This window comes from Rhizobium aureum, from assembly GCF_030182495.1.
Classification (GTDB): domain Bacteria; phylum Pseudomonadota; class Alphaproteobacteria; order Rhizobiales; family Rhizobiaceae; genus Rhizobium; species Rhizobium tropici_C.
Window position 1 is genome coordinate 118,860 of record NZ_JAQJCI010000014.1, and the last position, 23,898, is coordinate 142,757.

22 protein-coding genes and 1 tRNA gene are annotated in these 23,898 nt (G+C 60.2%); 7 read left to right on the plus strand and 16 right to left on the minus strand.

The features are described 5' to 3' along the window. The first annotated feature begins 10 nt into the window (after positions 1 to 10). Positions 11 to 790, plus strand: coding sequence for an endonuclease III (nth, locus tag PH552_RS25385; protein ID WP_145644448.1), 780 nt, complete (start codon positions 11 to 13; stop codon positions 788 to 790). Here nth and PH552_RS25390 read toward each other — a convergent pair. Further along, positions 787 to 1,509 carry a sulfate transporter family protein gene (locus PH552_RS25390; RefSeq protein ID WP_145644447.1) on the minus strand — a complete coding sequence of 241 codons (723 nt, stop codon included), beginning with the start codon at positions 1,507 to 1,509 and terminating at the stop codon, positions 787 to 789. The two genes, nth and PH552_RS25390, sit on opposite strands and share 4 nt — an antisense overlap. A gap of 256 nt (positions 1,510 to 1,765) precedes the next feature. Here PH552_RS25390 and PH552_RS25395 point away from each other — a divergent pair, with 256 nt between their 5' ends. Next, the gene (locus PH552_RS25395; RefSeq protein ID WP_145644446.1) at positions 1,766 to 2,617 is read left to right on the plus strand and encodes a MurR/RpiR family transcriptional regulator; all 852 of its coding nucleotides are present in this window, start codon (positions 1,766 to 1,768) and stop codon (positions 2,615 to 2,617) included. Between the two features lie 6 nt (positions 2,618 to 2,623). On the opposite strand, the gene PH552_RS25400 is transcribed toward PH552_RS25395, so the two are convergent. From PH552_RS25400 to PH552_RS25440, 9 genes are all read right to left on the minus strand, one after another. Beyond that, positions 2,624 to 4,207 (minus strand): FGGY-family carbohydrate kinase, encoded by a 1,584-nt coding sequence (locus PH552_RS25400; RefSeq protein WP_145644445.1) that lies wholly within the window; start codon positions 4,205 to 4,207, stop codon positions 2,624 to 2,626. Between the two features lie 20 nt (positions 4,208 to 4,227). Beyond that, positions 4,228 to 4,902: an HAD family hydrolase gene (locus PH552_RS25405; RefSeq protein ID WP_145644444.1), complete on the minus strand. Its 675-nt coding sequence runs from the start codon at positions 4,900 to 4,902 to the stop codon at positions 4,228 to 4,230. 98 nt (positions 4,903 to 5,000) lie between these two features. Continuing rightward, the gene (locus PH552_RS25410; RefSeq protein WP_183764743.1) at positions 5,001 to 6,482 is read right to left on the minus strand and encodes a mannitol dehydrogenase family protein; all 1,482 of its coding nucleotides are present in this window, start codon (positions 6,480 to 6,482) and stop codon (positions 5,001 to 5,003) included. A 151-nt stretch (positions 6,483 to 6,633) separates the two neighbouring features. Beyond that, positions 6,634 to 7,632, minus strand: a complete 999-nt coding sequence (locus PH552_RS25415; protein WP_145644442.1) for an ABC transporter ATP-binding protein — start codon at positions 7,630 to 7,632, stop codon at positions 6,634 to 6,636. Between the two features lie 11 nt (positions 7,633 to 7,643). Continuing rightward, positions 7,644 to 8,486 carry a carbohydrate ABC transporter permease gene (locus PH552_RS25420; RefSeq protein WP_112343205.1) on the minus strand — a complete coding sequence of 281 codons (843 nt, stop codon included), beginning with the start codon at positions 8,484 to 8,486 and terminating at the stop codon, positions 7,644 to 7,646. 1 nt (position 8,487) lies between these two features. Beyond that, entirely contained in the window at positions 8,488 to 9,360 is an 873-nt protein-coding gene (locus PH552_RS25425; protein ID WP_112343204.1) for a carbohydrate ABC transporter permease, read from the minus strand. 146 nt (positions 9,361 to 9,506) lie between these two features. Continuing rightward, the gene (locus PH552_RS25430) at positions 9,507 to 10,823 is read right to left on the minus strand and encodes an ABC transporter substrate-binding protein (protein ID WP_112343203.1); all 1,317 of its coding nucleotides are present in this window, start codon (positions 10,821 to 10,823) and stop codon (positions 9,507 to 9,509) included. A 145-nt stretch (positions 10,824 to 10,968) separates the two neighbouring features. After that, positions 10,969 to 11,922, minus strand: coding sequence for a sugar-binding transcriptional regulator (locus PH552_RS25435; protein ID WP_145644441.1), 954 nt, complete (start codon positions 11,920 to 11,922; stop codon positions 10,969 to 10,971). An 84-nt stretch (positions 11,923 to 12,006) separates the two neighbouring features. Then, positions 12,007 to 12,462 carry an RbsD/FucU family protein gene (locus PH552_RS25440; protein ID WP_112343201.1) on the minus strand — a complete coding sequence of 152 codons (456 nt, stop codon included), beginning with the start codon at positions 12,460 to 12,462 and terminating at the stop codon, positions 12,007 to 12,009. A 223-nt stretch (positions 12,463 to 12,685) separates the two neighbouring features. Between PH552_RS25440 and PH552_RS25445 the strand changes: the two genes are divergently transcribed. From PH552_RS25445 to PH552_RS25465, 5 genes are all read left to right on the plus strand, one after another. After that, a complete protein-coding gene (locus tag PH552_RS25445) occupies positions 12,686 to 13,345 on the plus strand; it encodes a response regulator transcription factor (RefSeq protein WP_112343200.1) in 660 nt (219 codons plus the stop codon). Continuing rightward, entirely contained in the window at positions 13,342 to 14,694 is a 1,353-nt protein-coding gene (locus PH552_RS25450) for an ATP-binding protein (protein ID WP_145644440.1), read from the plus strand. Before PH552_RS25445 ends, PH552_RS25450 begins: the two co-directional genes overlap by 4 nt. Before the next feature lie 85 nt (positions 14,695 to 14,779). Beyond that, positions 14,780 to 15,706: an ROK family protein gene (locus tag PH552_RS25455; RefSeq protein ID WP_145644439.1), complete on the plus strand. Its 927-nt coding sequence runs from the start codon at positions 14,780 to 14,782 to the stop codon at positions 15,704 to 15,706. Continuing rightward, positions 15,696 to 16,406 (plus strand): copper homeostasis protein CutC, encoded by a 711-nt coding sequence (locus tag PH552_RS25460; RefSeq protein ID WP_145644438.1) that lies wholly within the window; start codon positions 15,696 to 15,698, stop codon positions 16,404 to 16,406. The genes PH552_RS25455 and PH552_RS25460 overlap by 11 nt, the downstream gene beginning before the upstream one ends. A 208-nt stretch (positions 16,407 to 16,614) precedes the next feature. Continuing rightward, positions 16,615 to 17,490 (plus strand): DUF6030 family protein, encoded by an 876-nt coding sequence (locus PH552_RS25465; RefSeq protein WP_145644437.1) that lies wholly within the window; start codon positions 16,615 to 16,617, stop codon positions 17,488 to 17,490. A gap of 109 nt (positions 17,491 to 17,599) precedes the next feature. Here PH552_RS25465 and PH552_RS25470 read toward each other — a convergent pair whose 3' ends face one another. The 6 genes from PH552_RS25470 to PH552_RS25495 form a co-directional block, all read right to left on the minus strand. Next, positions 17,600 to 19,150 (minus strand): SpoVR family protein, encoded by a 1,551-nt coding sequence (locus PH552_RS25470; RefSeq protein WP_145644436.1) that lies wholly within the window; start codon positions 19,148 to 19,150, stop codon positions 17,600 to 17,602. Further along, positions 19,147 to 20,418 (minus strand): YeaH/YhbH family protein, encoded by a 1,272-nt coding sequence (locus PH552_RS25475; RefSeq protein ID WP_112343194.1) that lies wholly within the window; start codon positions 20,416 to 20,418, stop codon positions 19,147 to 19,149. Before PH552_RS25475 ends, PH552_RS25470 begins: the two co-directional genes overlap by 4 nt. 18 nt (positions 20,419 to 20,436) lie before the next feature. Next, positions 20,437 to 22,383 carry a PrkA family serine protein kinase gene (locus tag PH552_RS25480; RefSeq protein ID WP_113249519.1) on the minus strand — a complete coding sequence of 649 codons (1,947 nt, stop codon included), beginning with the start codon at positions 22,381 to 22,383 and terminating at the stop codon, positions 20,437 to 20,439. A 339-nt stretch (positions 22,384 to 22,722) separates the two neighbouring features. Next, positions 22,723 to 22,798 (minus strand) — tRNA-Phe (locus tag PH552_RS25485). A 196-nt stretch (positions 22,799 to 22,994) separates the two neighbouring features. Then, positions 22,995 to 23,210 carry a DNA gyrase inhibitor YacG gene (gene yacG / locus PH552_RS25490; RefSeq protein ID WP_145644435.1) on the minus strand — a complete coding sequence of 72 codons (216 nt, stop codon included), beginning with the start codon at positions 23,208 to 23,210 and terminating at the stop codon, positions 22,995 to 22,997. 5 nt (positions 23,211 to 23,215) lie between these two features. Further along, on the minus strand, positions 23,216 to 23,836 hold the full coding sequence (locus PH552_RS25495) for a Maf-like protein (RefSeq protein WP_112343190.1): 621 nt from the start codon (positions 23,834 to 23,836) through the stop codon (positions 23,216 to 23,218). Positions 23,837 to 23,898: the final 62 nt, after the last annotated feature.

Sequence of the window (23,898 nt, forward strand, 5' to 3'; positions counted from 1 at the left end):
TAGGTCGTTCATGGCAAATCCCAAGATCAAATCCAGCGCCCAAACCGCGAAAAAGTCAAATGCGACCGCAGGCCGCAAGCCGACCGGAAAGAGCCTCTATTCCAAGGCAGACCTTGAAGAGATCTTCCGCCGCTTCTCCGTCCAGCGGCCGGAGCCGAAGGGCGAGCTGGAGCATGTCAACCCTTTCACGCTCGTCGTCGCCGTGGCGCTATCGGCACAGGCAACCGATGCCGGCGTCAACAAGGCGACGCGCGCCCTCTTCGCCATCGCTGATACGCCGCAGAAGATGCTCGACCTCGGCGAGGAGCGCATCCGCGAATACATCAAGACGATCGGCCTCTACCGTAACAAGGCCAAGAACGTCGTCGCCCTGTCCGAAAAGCTGATCACAGATTTCGGCGGCGAAGTGCCACGAACGCGCGAAGAGCTGATAACCCTGCCCGGCGTTGGCCGAAAGACCGCAAATGTCGTGCTCTCCATGGCTTTCGGCCAGGCGACGATGGCCGTCGATACGCATATTTTCCGCATCGCCAACCGGCTGCTACTGGCGCCCGGCAAGACCCCCGATGAAGTCGAACAGCGGCTGATGAAGATCATTCCTGATCAATATCTCTACCATGCCCACCATTGGCTGATCCTGCATGGCCGCTATGTCTGCAAGGCGCGCAAACCGGAATGCGAACGCTGCGTCATTGCCGACCTCTGTCGCTCGCCGGAAAAGACCTGCGACATTCCCGCTCCTCTGATCGAACTTCCGCCCCAGGTCATCGGAGCGGAAGCGGCAGGCTAAGCCTGTCTTGACCGCAGGCCTGTCTCCCTGTGTGAGATCAGCTTGTGCAGGTGCACCATCATGCCCGCTGCAAACAGCGGCGTCAGCAGGTTGAGAAACGGGATCGCCAGAAAGGCGGCAATCACCAGGCCGGCAAGGAAGACCGTCAAAGCGTGCTTGACCCGGAATTCCCGCGCCTCGTCCGGCGAGCGGAAGCGCATGGCGGCGAATTCGAAAAACTCGCGGCCAAGCAAATAGCCGTTCACTAGGAAGAAGGCGACGAGGTTGACGCCCGGAATGAACAGCAGAAACAGCGCCACGATGTTGCCGACGATGACGACGCCGAGAAAACGCACGGAACTCTTCATCGCCGCAACGAGCGGCATCGCCGTTCCGAGCGCATCGCCGGGATAGTCGCGCTTTTCCACAACTTCGGCGACATCATCAAGAAACAGGCCGGCGATCAGTGCCGTCACCGGCGAAATCAGCAGCGCCATCGCCAGAGCCAATGCAATCCCCGCGAAAATGGCAAGGAAGAGCGTAAGCCAGCCCGTCCAGTCGGCCGTCGATGGCATGAAGCCCTGCAGCCAGGGCAGGATGAAGGAATTGAACGCGCCCCGCAGCGCAAACCACAGCGCGACCAGCGCCAGCAAAGTCAGGCCCAGGACCTTCCAGAAAACCTTGCGCGTCTCCGGCGCAAAGAGATTGGCAAGGGAAAGACGCGCAGCAAGAACAATCATTCGGTCGACCTCTTTTGATGGCAAGTGGACACCTAGGAAGTGGTTGCATCAATATCAATATCTCGCGTCGGTGTACGAAATACGTTCAATTAAAAATTTGAATTATTGTAATATATTTTACAGTAATATATCCTGTTCGCCACATTAAGAACAACAATCGAAACAAGACCAGCCGCTCGATTAGATTTGAATGAGCGATTGAACCAGGAATTGGCGCAACCGAACATCGGAAAGACCATCGACGAGGCGTGAAAAATTGGAAGACCTTAGCCAGAAACTTAGACAATATATCAAGATCGGCACTCCTGCCGAACGAAGAATTGCTAAGTATTTCTCAGAGCATCTAAATGAACTACCGTTCGAAACGGCCTCTTCGGTCGCCGACAGGCTGGAGCTCAGCCCAATGACGGTAGGGCGGTTCCTGCGGTCCCTTGGTTATCACGGCCTGGATGGGATCAAGGTGCATCTCAAGGAAAATGCGCCAACGCTTACGTCACAATTGCCTAACATTCTCGAACAGCTTCAGAGGGACGCCAGCGAAGGCCGTCCGCTTGCGGCCCAGATCGCCGAGCAGGTCGAAATGCTGCAGCATATCTACAACCTCGCCGGCCAGCCGCAGTGGCAGGAGGCGACCACGACCATCCTGTCCTCCGACAATGTCTTCGTCGCCGCCCATCCCAGCCTTGCGGGAATTGGGCGTCATTTCTCCGACCGCCTGGCCTTTGCCCGGGATCAGGTCCTGTTTCTCGACGGGGCCAATGGCAGCTATATCGAACTGTTCGGCGAGCGATCCAAAGACGGATTGCTCGTCATCATCGATTCACCGCGCTTTGTTTCGTCCCGCCTGCTCGCCCGCTCCGCGCGCCGGTCCGGATGCAAGGTACTGCTGGTGACAGGCCAGTTTACCGAATGGGCACATGAATTCGCAAACGTCACCCTGTCCCTGCCACCGCAGCGGGCTAACAGCCGCGAAAATCTCACGGCCATGATGTCGCTGCTCGAATATCTGGCCGTCGCCGTCATTCAGGCAGCTGGCGAGACCGCGGAAACCAGAACTCGCCGCATAGAAGAGCTACAAGGCATGTTTGCCCATGCGCCGCTCCGGTAAGCCATTCTATTCCATGGCGTCCAGTTCCGCACGGTGGCGGTACATGGCAAGGAAGCGCCGGTAATCGCGGTCGTAGAATGCCTTCTTTCCCGCGTTTGGAAGCCGTTCGTGACCGCCCGGATACATCGCAGCGCCCGCAGCCCCCAGGCTTTCATAGAGGCCGCAGGAGACGGAAGCGGCGATCGCCGTGCCCAAAAGCACGGTCTCGTTCATTTTCGGGATCACGACCTTGCAGCCCGTCACGTCGGAATAGAGTTCCATGAGCAGCGAATTCTTCACGTGGCCGCCGGCCACGTGCAGCGTGTCGGGCACATAGCCGTAGTCCCGCATCCGCTCCAGGATGTGACGAATGCCGAGCGCAATGCCGACGCTGGTACGCCAGTAGAGCCGGCAGAGACCATCAAAGGAAGCGTCCAGCGTCATGCCGCTGATGACGCCCAATGCATGCGGATCGGCAAGCGGTGACCGATTGCCGTGAAAATCGGGCAGCACATGGATGCGTCCGCCGAGCGAATCGCCCTCCTCCAGCCGCAGTTCGGCGATCCGCCGGACGATGCGGTCATGCAGCGCCGCCGTTGGCGGTCCGCCGGCCGCATGCATGCTGACGATATGATCGAGCAGCGCACCCGTTGCCGACTGTCCGGCCTCGGCAAGCCACATGCCTGGGAAGACCGCCTCGTAATAAGGACCCCACATGCCCGTGCTGCGCTTGCGCTCGCGTGCAAAGGAAACGACGCAGCTCGAGGTTCCGGCAATCAGCGCCAGCTGATGTTCCAACATGCGGGCATCGCCGGCATGGGCGGCAAGCGCACCCAGCGCGCCGGCATAGGCATCGATCAGGCCCGCGCCGACATGACAGGCGCGATCGAGCCCCAGCGCTTCAGCCGCGTCGGCCGTCAATGTGCCGATGCTTCCGCCCACTGCGACACTCTCTTCAGGCAGGCTACCGCGCTCGCACAGGTCGCCAAGGCCGATCACGTTGAGAAAATCGGCCTGCCAGCTCGGCTCGCGATGGGCGAGATAGTTCCATTTCGCCACCAGGGTGGAGCGCGACCGGGCAAGCGAGCCGGTTGCCTTCCATGTCATGAAATCCGCAAGGTCGAAGAAATAACCGGCCTCGGCCCAGCTTTCCGGCAGGTTCTCCTTCAGCCACATCAGTTTGGGCATTTCCATTTCGGGCGACATGAACTCGCCGGAATAATCGAGAACCTCGTGCTTCGTCGCCGTGCAATAATCCGCCTCGGCAAGCGCGCGGTGATCGAGCCAGACGATGGTATCGAATCTCTTCTCGCCACAGGTGGAAACGGTGAGTTGCCCGCCATCGCGATCGCGCACGACCAGCGAACAGGTCGCATCGAAGCCGATCGCTCCGATGGCGGATGCGGCAACGCCGGATGCTTTCACGGCTCCGCGAACCGCGGTGCAGACGGCGGCCCAAATATTTTCGGAATCATGCTCGGCGTGGTTTTCACGCGGGCGATTCATCAGGATCGGATGTTCGCTTTTACCCAGCAGTGAACCGCCCGCGGTGAAGACACCAGCGCGTGCGCTGCCTGTGCCGATATCGACCGCAACCACGTGATCACGCATGCAAAAGAGGTCCCGCCCACTTATGTCTTGTTGCGGACAAGTTGTATCAATTCCGGCATCGCGTCAAACACGACCTCGGGCGAGAGCTGCTCCAGTTCCGCCCGGTAACTCGGCGAATGAGCATGCGAACCACCAGTGAAGGCAAAGACCGTCATGCCGGCCGCGCGGGCTGCCGTGATCCCCGCCGGGCTGTCCTCCACGACGATGCAATCCTTCGGCGGCACGCCCATTTTTTCCGCCGCATAGAGAAAGAGATCCGGCGCGGGCTTGCCGCGCTTGACCATGCTGGCGCTGAAAATATTCGGCTCCAATCTGTCGAGAAGGCCGGTCACGCCGAGCGAGAGACGGATGCGCTCCAGCTGGCTCGATGAGGCGACGCAGCGCGGAAGCTTGAGCACATCCAGTGTCGCTGCAATGCCGTCGATCGGCTTCAGCTCGTGCTTGAAGCGCTCGTAAAGATCGTTGCGGATGCGATCGAGAAATGCCTGGTCGATGAAGACGTCGAACTCCGTCTGCATCGTGTCGACGAGCGTCGCCAGGCTCTTGCCGAGGAAGCGGCTGTAGACATCTTCCTCGCTCATCTCGATGCCGACATCATGCATCGCCTGGATGAGCACACTGACCGACAGCGGCTCGCTGTCGACAAGCACACCATCGCAGTCGAAGATTAGGAGCCCTGTTCCCGCATCCGCCATCACAGATCCAACCTGAATTCTGTTGCTGTCCCGCCGGCTGGAAACCCGGCACGGCAATGGAAAACGGCCGGAACAGGAGAAGTCCGGCCGCTTGAAAATCATTCCGCGAGTTTGTTGTCCAAGTATAGCTGCAGGGTGACGCGGGTACCCTTTTCCCACAGCGTTTTCAGTGCATGCGCGAAGCGCTTGCGGAAGAGATCGGATTTGGCGACATCGCCGAAAATATCATTGAAGACCAGGAAGGCATTCGGATCGTCTTTTGCCTTGAGGGCTGCTGCATGCAGCCGATCCGCGCTGGCATCGTTGAAGACGATCTCCTTGCCGCTGTCGCTCTTGCCGGCGAAATAGCGGCACCAGAGAGCGGAAACGAGTGCGAGACCGACGATATCCTCGCCGCGACGGAGACGGTCGGCTGTCGATGGCAGAATGAATTTCGGCTGGCGGTTGGAGCCGTCCTGCGCCAGACGCGGGATGGTATCGGCGATCTTCGGATTGGAGAAGCGCCGCTCGATCAGCTTGAAGTAATCCGCAAGCACCGTATTCGGTACCGGCGGGATGACGGGGATGATCTCGTCGTTTTCGAGCTTTGCGAGGAAGGCGCGGATCAGCGGCTCTTCCATGGCTTCATGCACGAAATGGATATCCATCAGCGCCGCCGGATAAGCAATCGCCGCATGGCCGCCGTTGAGAATGCGGATCTTCATGTGCTCATAGGGCGTCACGTCGGGAACGAAGGTCACGCCGACGTTTTCCAGCGCCGGACGTCCTGCCGGGAAGTTGTCTTCCAGCACCCATTGCTTGAACTCTTCGCAATACACCGGCCAGTTGTCCTCGATATCGAAGGCTTCTTTCAGCAGGTCGACTTCACGCGCGCCGGTCGCCGGCGTGATGCGGTCGACCATGCCGTTCGGGAAGGCGACGTTCGCGGCGATCCAGTCGGCAAAGGCCGGATCGGAAAGCCGCGCCGTACCGACCACGGCGGCTTTGGTGACGCCGCCATTGTGGGGGATGTTGTCGCAGGACATGACGGTGAAAGGCTGCAGGCCGACCGCGTGGCGCGCCTTGAGACCTGCGACGATCAGGCCGAACACCGTCTTCGGCGCATCCGGGTTCTGCCCGTCGGCCACGATCGCCGGATGGGCGGGATTGAACTTGCCCGAGGCGTCGATGAAGTAGCCGCCTTCGGTGATCGTCATCGAAACAATGCGGATCGTCGGATCGGCAAGCTTGGCGATGATGGCCTTGGCATCGCCGACCGGCAGGATGTCGATCATCGGCGCGGTCACGCGCGCGGCCGTGCGATTATTGTCCTGCTCGACGACGGTCGTCAGAAAATCCTGGGCTGCGAGCTTTTCCCGCATGGCCGCATCGGACGGCAGCACACCCGCACCGATGATCGCCCAGTCATGGGCTTCTCCGGCATTGAAAAGATCGTCGAGATAAACAGCCTGATGGGCGCGATGGAAATTACCGACACCGAAATGCACGATGCCCGCCGAAAGCGATTTCGGATCGTAAGCAGGAATGGCCGCCTTTGCAGCCGCCTGCTGAAGAGTTGCGAGCGATAATTTGCACGTCATGTCTCTGGTCCTTTTGAAGGTCTCTGGCTCCGGACGACTTGGGAAAGCCGCACCGGCTATAGGCTTGCCCGTCCGCGGAGATCGCAGGATGCGGCCCGGGAGAAATGCAATCGGCCATGCTCGCAAAAGCGCACACGGCCCTGACTCGGGTTCAGATCGAAAGCCCCTCGGCATTGAACCGGTGGATATGCGCCTTGTCCGGCGTTAGGTAGACGGTATCGCCAGCCCGAGCCGGAAAATCGCCCGAACCGCGTGCCGTCACCGTGCCGATCCCGTCGACGTCGATGTGCAGGAAGGTGTCGGAGCCGAGATGTTCCGCCACAAGTACCTTGCCCTGCCAGTCGCCAGAGCTGGTCGACAGCACGACATGCTCCGGACGAACGCCGATCGTGTCGCCGCCAAGGCTCTGGGCATAGGCGCCTTTGACGAAATTCATCTTCGGCGAGCCGATGAAGCCGGCGACGAAGAGGTTGCGCGGGCTGCGATAGAGCTCCAGCGGCGAGCCCACCTGCTCGATATTGCCGCGGTTGAGCACGACGATCTTGTCGGCCATGGTCATGGCTTCCACCTGATCGTGCGTCACGTAGACCATCGTCGTCTTCAGCTGCTGGTGCAGCTCGCTGATCTCGAGGCGCATGTTGACGCGCAGCGCTGCGTCCAGGTTCGACAAAGGCTCGTCGAAGAGGAAGGCCGCCGGCTGGCGCACGATGGCGCGGCCGATGGCGACGCGCTGGCGCTGGCCGCCGGAAAGCTGGCGCGGCTTGCGCTCCAGATAATCGGTCAGGTTGAGGACACGCGCGGCATCCGCCACCTTCTTGTCGATCTCCGCCTGCGGCATGCCCGCCATCTTCAGCGGAAAGGCGATGTTCTTGCGCACGCTCATATGCGGATAGAGCGCGTAGGACTGGAACACCATGGCAAGGCCTCGGTCGGATGGCTTCAGATTGGTGCCGTCCTTGCCGTCGATCATGATCTGGCCGCCGGAGACGTCTTCGAGGCCGGCAATCAGGCGCAGCAGCGTGGACTTGCCGCAGCCCGACGGGCCGACGAACACGACGAACTCGCCATTGTCGATCTCGAGGTCGATGGAAGGGATGACCTTGGCTTCGCCGAAGACCTTGGAAACTTGCTTGAGAACAATGCTACCCATGCTTGTCTTCCTTACTTAACCGCGCCGAAGGTGAGGCCGCGAACGAGTTGTTTCTGGCTGAACCAGCCGAGGATCAGGATCGGAGCGATCGCCATGGTCGATGCCGCCGAAAGCTTGGCATAGAACAGGCCCTCCGGACTGGAGTAGGAGGCGATGAAGGTGCTTAGCGGTGCGGCGTCGACCGCGGAGAGATTGAGCGTCCAGAAGGCTTCGTTCCAGGCGAGGATGATGTTGAGCAACATCGTCGAGGCAAGGCCGGGGATCGCCATCGGCGTCAGGACGTAGATGATTTCCTTTGCCAGCGTGGCACCGTCCATGCGGGCGGCTTCGAGGATCTCGCCGGGGATTTCCTTGAAGTAGGTATAGAGCATCCAGACGATGATCGGCAGGTTGATGAGCATCAGGACGATCACCATGCCCAGCCGGCTGGCGAACTGGTTGTTCAGGAGACCGAAGCTCTGGAACAGCAGATAGATCGGGATGAAGGCGCCGACCGGCGGCATCATCTTCGTCGACAGCATCCACATCAGGACATCCTTGGTCCGCTTGGTCGGCGAGAATGCCATGGCCCAGGCGGCAGGTACCGCGACGAGCAGGCCGAGAATGGTCGAACCGAAGGCGATGATGACCGAATTGCCGAAGTGGAGGAAGTAATCCGAGCGCGACTGCACCTCGAAATAATTCTCCAGCGTCCAGTGGAAGAAGAGGAATTGCGGCGGCGAGGCAATCGCATCGCCCTCCGTCTTGAAGCTCGTCAGGATCGTCCACAGGATCGGAAAGAAGATGAGGAGCGCCACGACCCAGGCGGCGAGCGATACGACGATCTTGCGTTGCGTGGTGATCTTGCGTGCCATCTCAAGCCTCCAGATTCTTGCCGACCGCACGCATCAGGAAGATCGCGACGATATTGGCGAGTATGACGGCGATGATGCCGCCCGCCGATGCGCCGCCGACGTCCTGCGACAGAACGATCTGCGAATAGACGAGATAAGTGAGGTTCGTCGTCGCCGTGCCCGGCCCGCCATTGGTGGTGACGAGGATCTCGGCGAAGGCCGACAGCATGAAGATCGTCTCGATCAGGATCACGACGGTGATGGCGCGGGCCAGATGCGGCAGGATGATGTAGATGAACTTCGAAACCGGCCCGGCGCCATCCATCTCGGCGGCTTCCTTCTGCTCCTCATCCAGCGACTGCAGGGCCGTCAGCAGGATAAGCGTCGCGAAAGGCAGCCATTGCCAGGCGATGATGATAATGATCGACAGCAGCGGAACCGTCTCCAGCCAGGTCAGCGGATCGAGCCCGAAAAATTTGAAGAGATGCGCCAGGAGCCCGTTCACCGGGTTCATGAACATGTGCTTCCAGATGAGGGCGGCGACGGTCGGCATCACGAAGAAGGGTGCGAGCACCAGCATGCGCACGATGCCCTGGCCGAAGATCGGCTGATCGAGAAGGAGCGCCAGCGCAATGCCGCCGATGACGGTAATGAGCAGCGCGCCGCCGACAAGCAGCAGCGTCACGATCAGAGAGCTCACAAAGGCCGGGTCGCTGATGAAATATTCGTAGTTGAGCCAGCCGATGAAATCATGCGTGCCGGGGTTCAGCAGATTGTAGTTCAGCGTCGAGAAATAGATCGTCATCACGAGCGGGACGATCATCCAAGCGAAGAGAAGCAGAACCGAAGGCGCCATCATGACGCGGGCGGTGGAACGGGTGTGCAACGTTGCCATGGCAAGTACCGACCTATCTTTTTAAGGAGGGGATGGCCGCGGACCGGCTGAAACAAAAGGGGCCGCCAAGGGCAGTTCGGCGCTCGGCGGCCTAGGGGAAAACAGCGCTCGAGAGGGGGCGCTGCTTTCCTTAGCTTCGAAGGCCCTTACTTCGGATAGCCGGCCTTCTTCATTTCGCGTTCCGTCAGCTGCTGGGCAGCCTTCAGCGCCTGATCGACGGAGATCTGGCCGGCGAGAGCAGCCGAGAACTGCTGGCCGACAGCCGTGCCGATGCCCTGGAATTCAGGAATGGCGACGAACTGGACGCCGACATAGGGAACCGGCTTGACGGTCGGATGCGTCGGATCAGCCGAGTTGATCGAGTCGAGCGTCATCTTCGCGAAAGGCGCGGCCTTCTGGTAGTCCGCATTCGCGTAGAGCGACGTGCGGGTGCCGGGAGGTGCGTTCAGCCAGCCTTCCTTCTGTGCCACAAGGTTGGTGTATTCCTTGCTGGTGGCCCAGGAAATGAACTTCTCCGCCGCTTCGGTCTTCTTCGAGGAAGCCGGAATGGCGAGGTTCCATGCCCAGAGCCAATTGCCGCGCTTGCCGAGGCCCTTATCCGGAGCCAGAGCGAAGCCGACCTTGTCGGCGACCTTCGATTCCTTCGGATCGGAAACGAAGGAGGCTGCAACCGTCGCGTCGATCCACATGCCGCATTTGCCGGACTGGAACAGGGCCAGGTTTTCGTTGAAGCCGTTGGAAGAAGCGCCCGGAGGGCCGGCATCCTTCATGAGCTTGACGTAGAAGCTCAGCGTGTCCTTCCATTCCGGCTGGTCGAACTGTGCCTTCCACTTCTCGTCGAACCAGCGGGCGCCGAACGAATTCGACATGGCCGTCAGGAACGCCATGTTCTCGCCCCAGCCTGCCTTGCCACGAAGGCAGATGCCGTAGACTTCATGGTCCTTGTCGGTGATCTTGCGGGCTGCATCGGCGACGAAGTCCCAGGTCGGGGCGTCCGGCATCTTGAGGCCGGCCTTCTCGAACAGGTCCTTGCGATACATCACCATCGAGCTTTCGCCATAGAACGGTGCTGCATAGAGCTTGCCGTCGGTGGTCAGACCACTGCGAATGGCCGGGAGAAGGTCATCCACCGCATAGTCCTTGTCGGCGGAAAGCTTGTCGAGCGCCGCGAGCCAGCCGAGCTTGCTCCAGATCGGCACTTCGTAGGTGCCGATGGTCAGCACGTCGTACTGGCCGGCCTTGGTAGCGATGTCGGTCGTAACCTTCTGGCGCAATACGTTTTCTTCGAGCGTGACCCATTGCAGGTCGATGCCGGGGTTCTTGGCTTTGAAATCGTCCGTAAGCTTCTGCATACGAACCATGTCGCCGTTATTGACCGTCGCAATGGTGAGGGTTTCTGCGGACGCCAGGCCGGCAAACATCAGCGCCGAGCAGGCGCTCAGCAATAAAGTTTTCAATTTCATATCTTCCTCCCAGAAGACTAAAAATGAGCATTCGCTTTGCTCGTGGGCAATTACTCGCTCATTGCGACAAAATGTCAATGCAGATTCGTTGCTGCATTGCCGAGCAAGAAACCCATCTCTTTGTTTTTATAGAAAAATTTTTTGCTCAATCCCTGAGCAAAAATTCAGCAACTGCCTCGTCGGTGATCAACCCGTTGATTTGCCGGCCAATAACCGCAGCCTTGATCGCCTCGAACTTGCGTCTTCCCTTGGCGATTCCAATGACGGAACAGGTGTCCCGGGACGGGATCGGCGCGCTGGCGACGCGATCGTTGACATCATCAGGCATGAGCTTGCCATCGCCATCGAAAAGCCAGCCGCAGATCTCGCCGGCAGCGCCGCGGTTCATGAGCGCCAGCATCTCCTCTCTCTCGAGGAAGCCATCGAGACAGAGCGGCGCTTCGATGCCCATCTCACCGATACCGACGAAGGTCACATCGGCCTGGGCGCTGATATCCAGCGTCGAGCGTACCAGCGCCTGCGCATGCAAGAGTTCGCGTTCTTCGGCCGACGATACCAGCACCGGCAGCGGCATCGGAAAATGTCGCGCCTTGACGACGTCGGCCATGCTGAAAATGACGTTGTAATAGGCGGCTGAACCATCCGGGCCGATATTGCCGGTCAACGACACCACCCGGTGCTGCAGACATTCGATGGCCGGCAGTTGGTCGACCGCGGCCTTCAGCGTGCGCCCCGTGCCGATCGCCAATACGATCGGATCGCTACGCCGCAGCCAGCGCTCGATTTCGGCTGCCCCGGCTTCGGCGATGCCGATGGTAGACGATGTGCTATCCGGATCGCTCGGCACGACATCGACATGACGAAGACCGAATTTTGCTTTCAGCGCCGCAGCATATTCCAGGCAGGCGGCGATCGGGTGATCCAGCCGCACCTTGATCAACCGTTCAGCAACGGCGAGCGATACCAGACGCTGCGCCGATTGGCGAGAGATTCCCATTGCGACCGCAATCTCGTCCTGAGTCCGGCCGGCAACGTAATAGAGCCATCCGGCTCGTGCCGCATCGTCAAGCCGCCCCTGGGAATCCAGCTTTCTCGCCATCGCATTCCTTTATCGAAACAGCGCCCGATCCTCGGCACTTATGCTCGCGATCCGGGCCAGGTGATCCGGACCGACCGTGCCGGATCACTCAGCTTCCGGCGGAATGACGCCCTTGGTCAAGGTGAAACAACCGTAGAAACGGCGTTCGCCGGTCTGAATGACGCAATAGGCATCCTTGGCGCGCTCATAGAAGGCGTAGCGTTCGACCGGCGTCAGCGGCCAATGCTTGCCCTCGGCCTTGTCGATCGCAGCCTGCACCTCGCGCTGCACCTGCGGCACCTCGTCGGGCGCACCGACCACTTCCATGCGCGTTGCGGCATCGTCGATGAACGTGTCGAGCGGCATCAATGACAATATCGCGGCAACCGCGTCGGCGGCCGGCACGTTGTCGATGCGCAGCAGCTCGCCCAGAACCGTCTGGCTTGCGATGGCTTCGGCGGGGAAATTCGTATCGACCACGACGAGCATGTCGCCATGTCCCATCGATTTCAGCGCATAGAGCACATCCGCATTCAACAGCGGCGAAATTCCCTTCAGCATGACCGAGCATCCTCCAATGACCTGTGCAGCCATCCTGCGGCCGCTTCGTTCTCCGCGCAAACAAGTAACCATCACGTTCCTGTCTGTCCATAGGCACCGGGACCGTTTTCGGCGGATGGATACCCGAAGAACTGTGCATCCAGGCTTGGCTTATTTCGGCCGTTATTGACCCGATAGCTTCGTCGGCATTAACTGAAGCGCGTTCAATGGTTGCGAGGTGCAAGTGCGCATTCTTCTGGTAGAGGACGATGACACGATCGGCAGCGCGGTTCGCGACCATATCGCGGCAGGCCCGCACGCTGTGGACTGGGTCAGGAATCTCACCGATGCCGATGAGGTTACCAGCGCCGTGCAGTATGGCCTTGTCCTTTTGGATCTGCAGCTTCCCGATGGCAGCGGCATCGATTTTCTGAAGCGGCTGCGCCGCAGGCCAGACGAAACGCCCGTCATCATCCTCACGGCGCGCGACCAGATTTCCGATCGCATCGAGGGATTGAACAGCGGCGCCGACGACTATCTCGTCAAGCCGTTCAATCTCGGCGAGCTCACGGCCCGCATCCTGGCGGTAGCCCGCCGCTATACCGGCAGCCCGCAGCCGACCATCCGCTTTGCCGATCTTGAAATCGACCAGCCGCAACGGCGCGTCCGGCTGGAGGGCAAGGATGTGGTGCTGACAGGGCGCGAATGGGCCGTGCTCGATCTGCTGGTTGCAAGGCCCGGCGCCATCGTCTCGAAAGACAAGATAGAGGAAGCACTCTATGCCTTCGGCTCCGAGATAGAAAGCAATACGGTGGAAGTCTATATCAGCCGTCTGCGCAAGAAGATCGGCAGGGACCGGATCCGGACGGCACGCGGCGTCGGCTATTGCCTGGGTGAGCGATGACACAGCAGAAAGGCCCAAGCCGCGCCAGCATCACCCGTCGCCTGATCGCGGCACTCACCGGGACCGTCGTCGTCTTCTGGCTGATTGCAGTCGGTATCGGCGTCTACGTGGTCAACAAGGAGCTTTCCGAGACCTTCGACGGCGCGCTGCAGGAAACCGCCGAACGGCTGATGCCCCTGGTGCTGGACGATCTCGCCAATCGCGACCATTCGGGCGACCCGCAAAGCCTGGAAGAGCTCAACAAGGGGCTGAACCGCGAATATCTGACCTATCAGGTGCTGGATGCGAACGGCAAGGTCATCCTTCATTCCCACGATGCCCCGGCAACCGCCTATGACGTACCGCTGAAAATCGGCTTCCACAATACGCCGCGATACCGGATCTATACGGAATCATCGGCCGACGGCACGATCTTCCTGCATGTCGCGGATGCCTTCAAGAATCGCCGCGAAGCATCCCGCGAAAGCGGCGTCGCATTGCTTTGGCCGCTGCTTGCCCTCATTCCCGCGAGCATCGTCGCCATCGGTTTCGTCGTCGGTCGGTCGCTGCGGCCCATCGACCGCCTGCGATCGCAGATTGCCACAAAGGACAGCGGCAACATGGCGCCATTGGACAGCGAGACGCTGCCGCGTGAGCTGCAGCCGATCGCGCGCTCCGTCAATCTCCTGCTCGACCGCCTGCGCCTGGCGCTCGAAGCCGAACGGGAATTCACCGCCAACAGCGCCCATGAGCTGCGCACCCCGATCGCGGGCGCGCTCGCCCAGACGCAGCGCCTGATCGCCGAACTGCCTGAGGGCCCTCTGACCGACCGCGCCGGCCGCATCGAGACATCGCTTTCCAATCTGGGGCGACTGGCGGAAAAGCTGCTGCAGCTCTCCCGCGCTCAAGCCGGCATCGGTACGGGCGATAAACCGGCCGATCTGGTGGCCATCATCGAAACCGTCATTGGCGATTATGACCGGGACACCGGCACGGCCGGCCGCGTCCAGCTGGAAAATGAAGCAAAGGCGAAACTGATCCGCAATGTCGATATCGACGCCTTTGCCATCGTCGTGCGCAATCTTATCGAAAATGCTTTGATCCATGGTTCGGACGATGACGACGTGACGGTCCAGGTCGATGATCGCGCCATTCGCGTCATCAATGGTGGCACCGTGCTTTCCGCCAATGAACTTGCTGGCCTGAAGAAGCGTTTTCGGCGCGGCAAGACGAAAGCGGCAGGCTCCGGCCTCGGCCTCTCGATCGTCGAGCGTATCGTCGAGCAGATCGGCGGACATCTCGACCTGCTGTCACCCGCGACAGGCAAGACCGATGGCTTCGAAGCCAGGATCACGCTGCCGGCCGATTGACGATGGCGCAGCCGGCAAGGATTGATCTTGCAAAGACCGGCAAAGGGTGCGAGCAAGGCCGCATGTTCCCAGCGGGTCGATATTCATGATCGTTTCCTTCGACATAGGCGGCAGCGCCATCAAGGGCGGCATCGCCCACTCGATGACGGATATCGTGCCGCTGGCGCGGCGGCCTACGCCCAGGCATGATTTTGCCGAATTCGTCGCAGTCCTGCGCGATGTCATCGCGGAAGCAGGCGAAAAACCGGATTGCCTCTCCTTTTCCATTGCCGGCGTGGTCGATCCCGATACGCAGGCGCTGACCTGCGCCAATATCCCTTGCATCCACACCCGGCACCTCGCCGCCGATCTGGAAGCGGAACTCGGCTATCCCGTGCTGATCGCCAATGATGCCGATTGCTTCGCCATGGCCGAGGCCATGTCCGGTGCCGGCCGCGGCCATCGCATCGTCTTCGGCGCCATTCTCGGCACCGGCGTCGGCGGCGGCCTGGTGGCCGACGGCCGGCTCGTCAACGCGGCCGGCGGCTTTGCCGGGGAATGGGGCCATGGTCCCATCATCGCATCCTTTGCCGGCAATCCGCCGGTCGCCATTCCCGCTTATCCCTGCGGCTGCGGCCAGAAGGGCTGCGTCGATACGGTCGGCGGCGCGCGCGGCATCGAACGCCTGCACAAGACGCTTCATGGCCAGGACCTTTCCAGCGAAGAAATCATCGACCAATGGCGGAAGGGCGATGAGCGTACGGAACGCACGATCGATGTCATGGTCGATCTGGTCGCCTCGCCGCTCGCTTTGACGGTCAACATAACAGGCGCAACCATCGTTCCGGTCGGCGGCGGTCTTTCCAATGTCGAACCGCTGCTTGCGCGCTTGGATGACGCGGTGCGGAGCCGCATCCTGCGCAAGTTCGGTCGGCCGCTCGTCGTGCCCAGTGAATGCAAGCTGGAACCGGGCCTCATCGGCGCCGCCCTCCTGGGCCTGCAATATGCCGGGGAGCGCGGCCATGCTGCTTGAGGTCTGCGTCGAGGATATTGCCGGACTGAAAGCCGCTGTCGCGGGCGGCGGCGACCGTATCGAGCTTTGCAGCGCGCTCGCCGTCGGCGGCTTGACGCCAAGCGCCGGGCTGATGGCAGAGGCTGCCAAGATGCCCATCCCCGCCTACGCCATCATCCGCCCGCGCGCTGGCAACTTCGTCTATTCGGCTGATGAACTCGACGTCATGAAGCGCGACATCGACGCAGCCCGCAATGCCGGACTGCGGGGCGTCGTGCTTGGCGCCTCCCTACCGGACGGGCACTTGGATTTCGATGCGCTTGCCATCCTCACCGCCCATGCGGAAGGTCTCGGCACGACGCTGCATCGCGCCTTCGATCTTGTCCCTGATATCGCCGAGGCCGTGGAAATGGCCGTCAAGCTCGGTTTCGAGCGCATCCTGACGTCGGGCGGCGCCAAGACCGCGGCGGAGGGCGTTGACATGCTCGAACAAGCGATTGCCGCAGCCGCCGGCCGCATCTCCATCATGCCCGGCTCCGGCGTCACGCTTGCAAACGTCGGCCGGCTATGGCCGCGATTGCAGATCAGCGAGATCCATGCCTCCTGTTCCGCGGCCTTTGCCGAGCCGGACGAGCGCGTCGTCGCCCTCGGCTTCTCGGCGCCGTCCGGGCGCCGCACGGATGCCGCGACCGTCAAGGCGCTCAAGACCTATTTTGCCTGAAGCGACGAAGCTGCGAAAAGCCAGGCCCGAAACGCGAGATATGAGCTGGAAGGAACCGCGACGCGCTCTGGGCAAGGTCATGAATTGACAAAGAAACATTAGAATGATCAATCGTTCATAAACGCATATGCTGTAGCCAGGTATTGGCTGCGCAACATACAGTTATCGCGGCCAACAGGTTTCCTCGGGAGTAGCTGAGATCTGAACCATGTCGGTGGCGCCACCTCGCAAGAAAAGCAGGGCTGTCTTCTGGATTGCGACGATCGTCATCGGCTCGATCATCCTGGCGACCGCGCTCCTTGCCAATGATATGCGTAACCTCAGGGTGCTGGACAGCCGCTATCATCTCAACCTGTTTCCCCAGCCGGAACAACAGCCGGCACCCTTACCGCCGAAGCCTGCCCAGGCGCAGCAGCCGGCACATGTCGCCACGGCAAGCACTCCAGCCGAACATCCGCCGACGGCAGCCGAAGCGCCGAGGCATGGCCGCATAAAACCGGCGAGCGATAAATCTTCGGCAAGGAGATCCCATCTGCTGGATGCCCCCGTCGACGCCCTGCTGAGCGCCTTCGTGCGCAGCTGGCGGATATCAGGCCAAGCGCTTTGCGCCGATCTCGAAAAATTCGGCCTGCCCGTGGGCGAGTGGCGGCAAAGCGAATTGGGCGGCGGCACATCGGAATGCAGCTACGCCGTCCAGAAGGGCGCCTACGGCAATGCGAACGCGGCGTCTTTCTTCATCATCGCACGCGGCAAGCCGACCGGCGAACTCGAGACGATCCGCATCAAGGTGATCATGCCCGACAACGACGATGGCAAGTCCATCGCCGGCACCTTCATCGACACTGTCGTCCTGCTGCTGAATGAGACCCATTGGCTGGATTTCCAGGCGGCGCTGAATGCGATCGGCACGCTTCAGGATGTGACGCTGCAGGCCTTCGGCGCCAAGCTCGCCTTTTTCAAGGAATTCCAGAGCAACAACAACTTCAACCTTCAACTCGAATTGCGCAGAACGACACCCGAACAGATCCGAACCGCCCTTGTCTTCGACAAGGCTCGCTGGACCCTTCCCTCTCCCTCCAAGTAGTTGCGTAGTCCCGTGGTACGATGCATTGATCCTCAGCCGTCAGGAAGACGATGCGCAGGTGAGCGACCATCAGCGCCGGCCCAAAAGCCGGTCATAGGCGAGTGGGATTTTACGCCGCTAGCGCCGAGGCGCGGGGATGGACGAGATGATCGCGAAGCACCGCGCCTGAGCGGTCGACTTCCTGCATCAGTACGTCGTAACTCCACAGATCGGCCAGGTGCTGCAGCACGCGCTTGGCATCCATATCGTCAAGCAGCGCACCGTTCAGCACCGTATGCCTGACCAGAAGCCGTCTGTCGCCGGCAAGATCGACATCGACGATCTCGATATGCGGATCGATCCAGCCGACATCATATTGCCGTGACAGTTCCCGCCGGATGCGGCGATAGCCCCGCTCGTCATGAATGGCGGCAACCCTCAAACCCTCTTCCTCTTCCGGATCGTCGGTCAGCTGGAACATGCGCATCTGACGCATCAGGTGCGGGCTTAGGAACTGCGCCACGAAACTCTCGTCGCGATAATTCGCCCAAAGATCGCGCAGCACCGCCATGGCATCGCCGGTGCCGGCGATTTCCGGGAACCACTGGCGATCCTCCGCTTCCGGCTTCGTCACGATGCGCTCGATATCCTGCATCATGGCAAAACCGATCGCGTAGGGGTTGAGACCGGAATAGCGGGGATCGTTGAAGGTCGGCTGGAAGACCACATTGGTATGCGATTTCAGAAACTCCAGAAAATCGCCGTCGCTGATGCCGCCAAGCTCGTGCAGCCGCGTCATGATGCGATAGTGCACATAGGTCGCCGTGCCCTCGTTCATGACCTTGGTCTGGCTCTGCGGATAGAAATACTGCGCCACATGCCTCACGATGCGGATGATCTCGCGCTGCCAGGGCTTCAGGCGCGGCGCCATCTTTTCCAGGAAATAGAGGATATTCTCCTGCGGCAGGCCCGCCAGCGAACGCCGCCGCTCCAGATCGAGATCATGGGTCTTCTTGCCAGATCCGGCCGGAACGGTGCGCCAGAGATCGTTGAAGATCTTCTCGTCATATTCGCGCCGCTCGCGCTCGCGCTTCTCCTCGTCGCGCAGATCTGGCGTCTTCTTGCCGGCATAGCGGTGCACGCCGTGCGACATCAGCGCATGGGCGGCATCCAGCGTGCGCTCGACGGCGGCGTGGCCGTAGCGCTCCTCGCAGCGTGCGACATAGCTCTTGGCAAAATTAAGGTAATCGAGAATGCCTTCGGCATCGGTCCAGAGCTTAAAGAGATAGTTGTTCTTGAAGAAGTGGTTATGGCCGAAGGCGGCATGCGCGATGACAAGCGCCTGCATCGTCGCGGTGTTCTCTTCCATCAGATAGGAGATGCAGGGCGAACTGTTGATGACGATCTCATAGGCGAGCCCGCGCAGCCCCTTGCGATAGAAGGCCTCGTGATGGGCGAAGTGCTTGCCGAAGGACCAGTGCTTGTAGAACAGCGGCATGCCGATCGAGGAATAGACGTCGAGCATCTGCTCGGCGGTGATGATCTCAATCTGATTGGGATAGACATCGAGACCAAGCTCGTTGACGGCGATCTTTTCGCAGGCATTGTGGATCCGCTGAATGGTGGCGAAATCCCAGTCCGCACCCTCGAAAAGCCGTTCCATCGATGCCTTGGCCATCATCCGCTCCTTGTTTCCGCCGTCCGGCGCTGGAAGAGATCGTGGAAGACCGGATAGATCTGGCTGCGATCGCTAACACGCCGCATGGAAAGCACCGGCCACCCCGCCTGCATCCGCTCGTAGAGCGACCAGATCGCCGAGCCTGAGGAGATCGCGACACTGCGCGATTCACCCACTTCGAGATAAGCAAAATACTGGCAGACGGGCAGAATCTCGCTCGTCATCAGCGCCGCCGTCGTCGCATTGTCGGAATAGGCATTGTCGCCGTCCGACGCTTGTGCCGCATAGATGTTCCAGTCGGACGCCGGGAAGCGGTCCCGCACGATCCGCCGCATGGCTTCGAGAGCGCTCGAAACCTGCGTGCCGCCCGTCGCCGGGCTGCGGAAGAAGGTCTCCTCGTCCACCTCCTCGGCGACGTCGGTATGGCGGATGAAGACGATCTCGACACGGCGATACTGTCGGGTCAGGAAGATGTAGAGCAGCATGTAGAAACGCTTGGCAAGGTCCTTCATGTGCTCGGTCATCGAGCCGGATACGTCCATCAGGCAGAACATGACGGCCTGCGCCACCGGCTTCGGCTCGTTCTCGAAACGGCGATAGCGAATGTCGATCGGATCGATATAGGGAATGCGCCGGACCTTCGATTCCAGCCTCTTGATTTCGGCTTCGAGCTGTGCGCGGCGCTTCTCGTCCGTGCACTCCTCCGCCTCCTCGATGAGCTTTTCGACTGTTTCCGGCTTCGGACGATGCAGCGCCACACGACGCATCATCGCCAGCCGCATTGTGCGGTTGATCGCAAGATTGGCGGGCGATCCCGTCACCGAGTAACCTGCCCGCACCGGGTTGATCTGGTCCGCCGACATCAGCCGCCGCTTGGCGAGGTCGGGCAGTTCAAGATCGTCAAGAAAGAGATCGAGAAATTCATCCCGCGTCAGGATGAAGCGGAAGGCATCCTCGCCGCTGCCGTCACCGCCGGCGCGCGGCCTGCCGTCGCCACCTTCCGGCCGCGGCAGGATATCGCCTTCGATGAAGTCCTTGTTACCGGGAAGAATATGCTCCTTGAGGCCCTCCGGGCCGCGATGGAACCGAGGCTCCTCGGTTCCATCCAGGGGAATGCTGATCTCGCCACCCTTCAGAATGTCCTGAATGTCGCGATTTTGAGAGGATTCATAGACCGCTCTCTGCACCAGCGCTTTTGCTCTACGCAAAAATCGTTGACGATTCTCCAGACTTTTACCGCCTGGGTTCAGGCGTCTGTCAACAATGTGCATTCCTTCTTCCTTGGTGGCTCATCCCGCCTGTTTCACACGCATGTACCATTCCACAAGCCGCCGGACCTGACGCTCGGTGTATCCCCGCGCCACCATCCGCTCGACGAATTCGCCATGTTTCTTCTCCGTCTCGCCGTCCTTCTTCGACCCGAACGAAATGACCGGCAGAAGGTCCTCGACCTGCGAGAACATCCGCTTTTCGATGACCTCGCGGATTTTCTCGTAGCTGGTCCAGGACGGGTTCTTGCCGCCATGGCTCGCTCGTGCCCGCAGGCAGAACTTGACTACCTCGTTGCGGAAGTCCTTCGGATTGGCGATGCCTGCCGGCTTTTCGATCTTGGTGAGCTCCTGGTTCAGGAGTTCGCGGTCGAGAAGCTGGCCCGTATCCGGATCCTTGAAGTCGACATCCTCGATCCAGGCGTCGGCGTAGTCGACATAGCGATCGAAAAGGTTCTGGCCGTAATCCGAATAGGATTCCAGATAGGCCTTCTGGATCTCGTTGCCGATGAACTCCGCATAGCGTGGTCCGAGTTCGCTCTTGATAAACTCGATATAGAGCTTCTCGGTTTCAAGCGGCAGCTGTTCCCGGCGGATTGCCTGCTCGAGCATGTACATCAGATGCACCGGATCGGCGCCGACCTCCGTCGTATCGTAGTTGAAGGTCGCCGCCAGCACCTTGAAGGCGAAGCGGGTGGAGGCTCCATCCATGCCTTCGTCGACACCGGCCGAGTCACGATATTCCTGCACGCTGCGCGCCCTCGGATCGGTTTCCTTCAGGCTCTCGCCGTCATAGACCCGAAGCTTGGAGAAGGCCGTCGAGTTTTCATGCTTGGAAAGCCGCGTCAGAACCGTGAAGCGGGCAAGCGTCTCCAATGTCGACGGCGCACACGGCGCCTCGCTGAGCTCGGATTCCTCGATCAGCTTTTCGTAGATTTTCTGCTCTTCGGTGACCCTCAGGCAATAAGGTACTTTCACGACGCAGATGCGGTCGATGAAGGCCTCGTTGTTCTTGTTGGACTTGAAGGTCTGCCATTCCGATTCGTTTGAGTGCGCCAGGATGATGCCGGAGAAGGGTATCGCACCGATATTTTCCGTACCGATGTAGTTGCCTTCCTGCGTCGCCGTCAGCAGCGGGTGCAGCATCTTGATCGGTGCCTTGAACATTTCGACGAATTCGAGAATGCCCTGGTTGGCACGGTTCAATGCACCGGAGTAGCTGTAGGCATCCGGATCGTTCTGCGCGAGGCTTTCGAGCTTGCGGATATCCACCTTCCCGACCAGCGATGAGATATCCTGGTTGTTCTCGTCGCCCGGCTCCGTCTTGGCGACGGCAATTTGCCGCAGCCGCGAAGGCTGGATCCGAACCACTTTGAAGCGGGAAATGTCACCCTCGAACTCCTCGAGCCGCTTGAGGCACCAGGGACTCATGAGCCCGGTCAGGCGCCGCCGCGGAATGCCGTAGCGTTCCTCGATCATCGGCCCCATGGTGACGGGATCGAACAGGCTGAGCGGGCTTTCAAAGACCGGACTGAGTTCGTTGCCGGCCTTCAGCACATAGATGGGATGCACCTCCATCAGCGACTTCAGCCGCTCGGCGAGCGAGGACTTGCCGCCGCCGACCGGCCCGAGCAGATAGAGGATCTGCTTGCGCTCCTCCAGGCCTTGAGCCGCATGGCGGAAGAAGGCGACGATGCGTTCGATCGTCTCTTCCATGCCGAAAAACCCGGAGAAAGCCGGATAGGTCCGGATGGTCCGGTTCATGAAGATACGCCCAAGCCTTGTATCCTTGGCCGTATCGATCAGCAGTGGTTCGCCCATGGCTGCCAGCAGCCGCTCTGCCGCATTTGCGTACATGAGCGGATCATCCCGGCACGCTTCCAGGTATTCTGAGAATGACATCTCGACTTCGCGCCGTGCTTCGAAAGAACGGGCGAACGTGTTAAATAGCACATCATTGTTTAACATGGCGCCTCGATAGCTTGCTATTGCAATAAACGCCGGCCTTTACGAGATCACTTTATCCCGCTGTATCTAAGGTGCGGTATGACTCGCTTCGAATCAATAGGTGATCTGTCAATAATTCGTACGCTTGATTCCGAATGTCATCAATATCTTGAAGGGATCATGCACCGAATTAATGAAACACAACCGCAGGATTGTTGCGACCAAAACACTACACGCAAGAAGTTTCTCTTCTCACAATCAGGCACGCCCCTCGGGCATCCATTCGAAAACCCGATCTGAACGAGAAGTTGCTCGAAGCCAGCGTCGCGCTTCATTGTCCGCATGATTGGGGAGAAAAGATGGTGCCCAGAGCCGGAATCGAACCAGCGACACGCGGATTTTCAATCCGCTGCTCTACCAACTGAGCTATCTGGGCATCCGTGCTTCACGCCTGAGAAGGAGCCTTGAGGGGCGCCGGGCGGTTGGTTCGCCCCGGAAGCGAGCGGGGTTATAGCATCTTGTTCGGCCATGTCCAGCAGCAAATGACTCTTTTTTGACAGGAAATCGAATTTTGGCAATTCGCGAACAAAATGAAGGGGTTCGTGAATGAAAGCGGCGTTGGAAAGCCACATTCATTCCTGGTCGGAGCCGTCGGCCTTCGTCTCGTCTTCAGTCACTGGGATGGCATAGGCGCCATTGAGCCATCGCGATAGATCGACGGAGCGGCATCGATCCGAGCAGAAAGGATAGTGTTCGCGCATCGATGGACGGCCGCATTCCGGGCAGGGTCGCGTCTTGCGCAGCGGCTCGACCTTGGAACCGACCTTGATCTCTTCAGCCTTCGTCATCAGCTCTATCCTTCCTGCCATCCGGCGTGGACATCGAATCCCTCGCCTGCGAGCAGGAGCATGGTCTCATAAAGCGGCAATCCGACGACATTGGTGTAGGAACCGACAAGTTTCTGCACGAAGGAGCCGGCAAGCCCCTGTATGCCGTAGGCTCCGGCCTTCCCCCGCCATTGCCCGGAGGCGAGATACATTTCGATGTCGCGGCCCGAGAGCCGCTTGAAGCGCACCTTGGTCTCGATAACCTTCTGGCGCAGCTTGCGGTCCGGCGTGATCAGGCAGATGCCGGTATAGACGACATGGCCGCGCCCGGAGAGCAGATGCAGCGCCGCGGACGCTTCATCGACGAATTCCGCCTTGGGCAGGATGCGCCGTCCGACAGCGACAACCGTATCGGCCGAGAGAATATAGCTGCCCTGCCAGGCGGCGTCGCTTTTGATTGCGGCATACGCCGCATCGCCCTTCTCCGCCGAAAGCCGGCGCGCCAGCGAGCGCGGATGTTCCGACTTCTTCGGCGTCTCGTCGATGTCCATGGGCATGAGACGCGCGGGCTCGATGCCTGACTGATGCAGGAGCTCGACGCGACGCGGCGATCCGGAGGCCAGTATCAGCTTGTGTTTCAACGCCATCAGATCTCGACCTGTCATGCGGGAATGAGAGCCGGCTCCGGAGCATGATGCCGAAAATGTCG

Excerpts from the sequence above, each read along its gene's own strand:
- nth (WP_145644448.1), top strand. The coding sequence starts at position 11 with ATGGCAAATCCCAAGATCAAATCCAGCGCCCAAACCGCGAAAAAGTCA.
- PH552_RS25390 (WP_145644447.1), bottom strand. The coding sequence starts at position 1,509 with ATGATTGTTCTTGCTGCGCGTCTTTCCCTTGCCAATCTCTTTGCGCCG.
- PH552_RS25400 (WP_145644445.1), bottom strand. The coding sequence starts at position 4,207 with ATGCGTGATCACGTGGTTGCGGTCGATATCGGCACAGGCAGCGCACGC.
- PH552_RS25405 (WP_145644444.1), bottom strand. The coding sequence starts at position 4,902 with ATGGCGGATGCGGGAACAGGGCTCCTAATCTTCGACTGCGATGGTGTG.
- PH552_RS25410 (WP_183764743.1), bottom strand. The coding sequence starts at position 6,482 with ATGACGTGCAAATTATCGCTCGCAACTCTTCAGCAGGCGGCTGCAAAG.
- PH552_RS25415 (WP_145644442.1), bottom strand. The coding sequence starts at position 7,632 with ATGGGTAGCATTGTTCTCAAGCAAGTTTCCAAGGTCTTCGGCGAAGCC.
- PH552_RS25420 (WP_112343205.1), bottom strand. The coding sequence starts at position 8,486 with ATGGCACGCAAGATCACCACGCAACGCAAGATCGTCGTATCGCTCGCC.
- PH552_RS25425 (WP_112343204.1), bottom strand. The coding sequence starts at position 9,360 with ATGGCAACGTTGCACACCCGTTCCACCGCCCGCGTCATGATGGCGCCT.
- PH552_RS25430 (WP_112343203.1), bottom strand. The coding sequence starts at position 10,823 with ATGAAATTGAAAACTTTATTGCTGAGCGCCTGCTCGGCGCTGATGTTT.
- PH552_RS25435 (WP_145644441.1), bottom strand. The coding sequence starts at position 11,922 with ATGGCGAGAAAGCTGGATTCCCAGGGGCGGCTTGACGATGCGGCACGA.
- PH552_RS25440 (WP_112343201.1), bottom strand. The coding sequence starts at position 12,462 with ATGCTGAAGGGAATTTCGCCGCTGTTGAATGCGGATGTGCTCTATGCG.
- PH552_RS25450 (WP_145644440.1), top strand. The coding sequence starts at position 13,342 with ATGACACAGCAGAAAGGCCCAAGCCGCGCCAGCATCACCCGTCGCCTG.
- PH552_RS25455 (WP_145644439.1), top strand. The coding sequence starts at position 14,780 with ATGATCGTTTCCTTCGACATAGGCGGCAGCGCCATCAAGGGCGGCATC.
- PH552_RS25460 (WP_145644438.1), top strand. The coding sequence starts at position 15,696 with ATGCTGCTTGAGGTCTGCGTCGAGGATATTGCCGGACTGAAAGCCGCT.
- PH552_RS25465 (WP_145644437.1), top strand. The coding sequence starts at position 16,615 with ATGTCGGTGGCGCCACCTCGCAAGAAAAGCAGGGCTGTCTTCTGGATT.
- PH552_RS25470 (WP_145644436.1), bottom strand. The coding sequence starts at position 19,150 with ATGATGGCCAAGGCATCGATGGAACGGCTTTTCGAGGGTGCGGACTGG.
- PH552_RS25475 (WP_112343194.1), bottom strand. The coding sequence starts at position 20,418 with ATGCACATTGTTGACAGACGCCTGAACCCAGGCGGTAAAAGTCTGGAG.
- PH552_RS25480 (WP_113249519.1), bottom strand. The coding sequence starts at position 22,383 with ATGTTAAACAATGATGTGCTATTTAACACGTTCGCCCGTTCTTTCGAA.
- yacG (WP_145644435.1), bottom strand. The coding sequence starts at position 23,210 with ATGACGAAGGCTGAAGAGATCAAGGTCGGTTCCAAGGTCGAGCCGCTG.
- PH552_RS25495 (WP_112343190.1), bottom strand. The coding sequence starts at position 23,836 with ATGGCGTTGAAACACAAGCTGATACTGGCCTCCGGATCGCCGCGTCGC.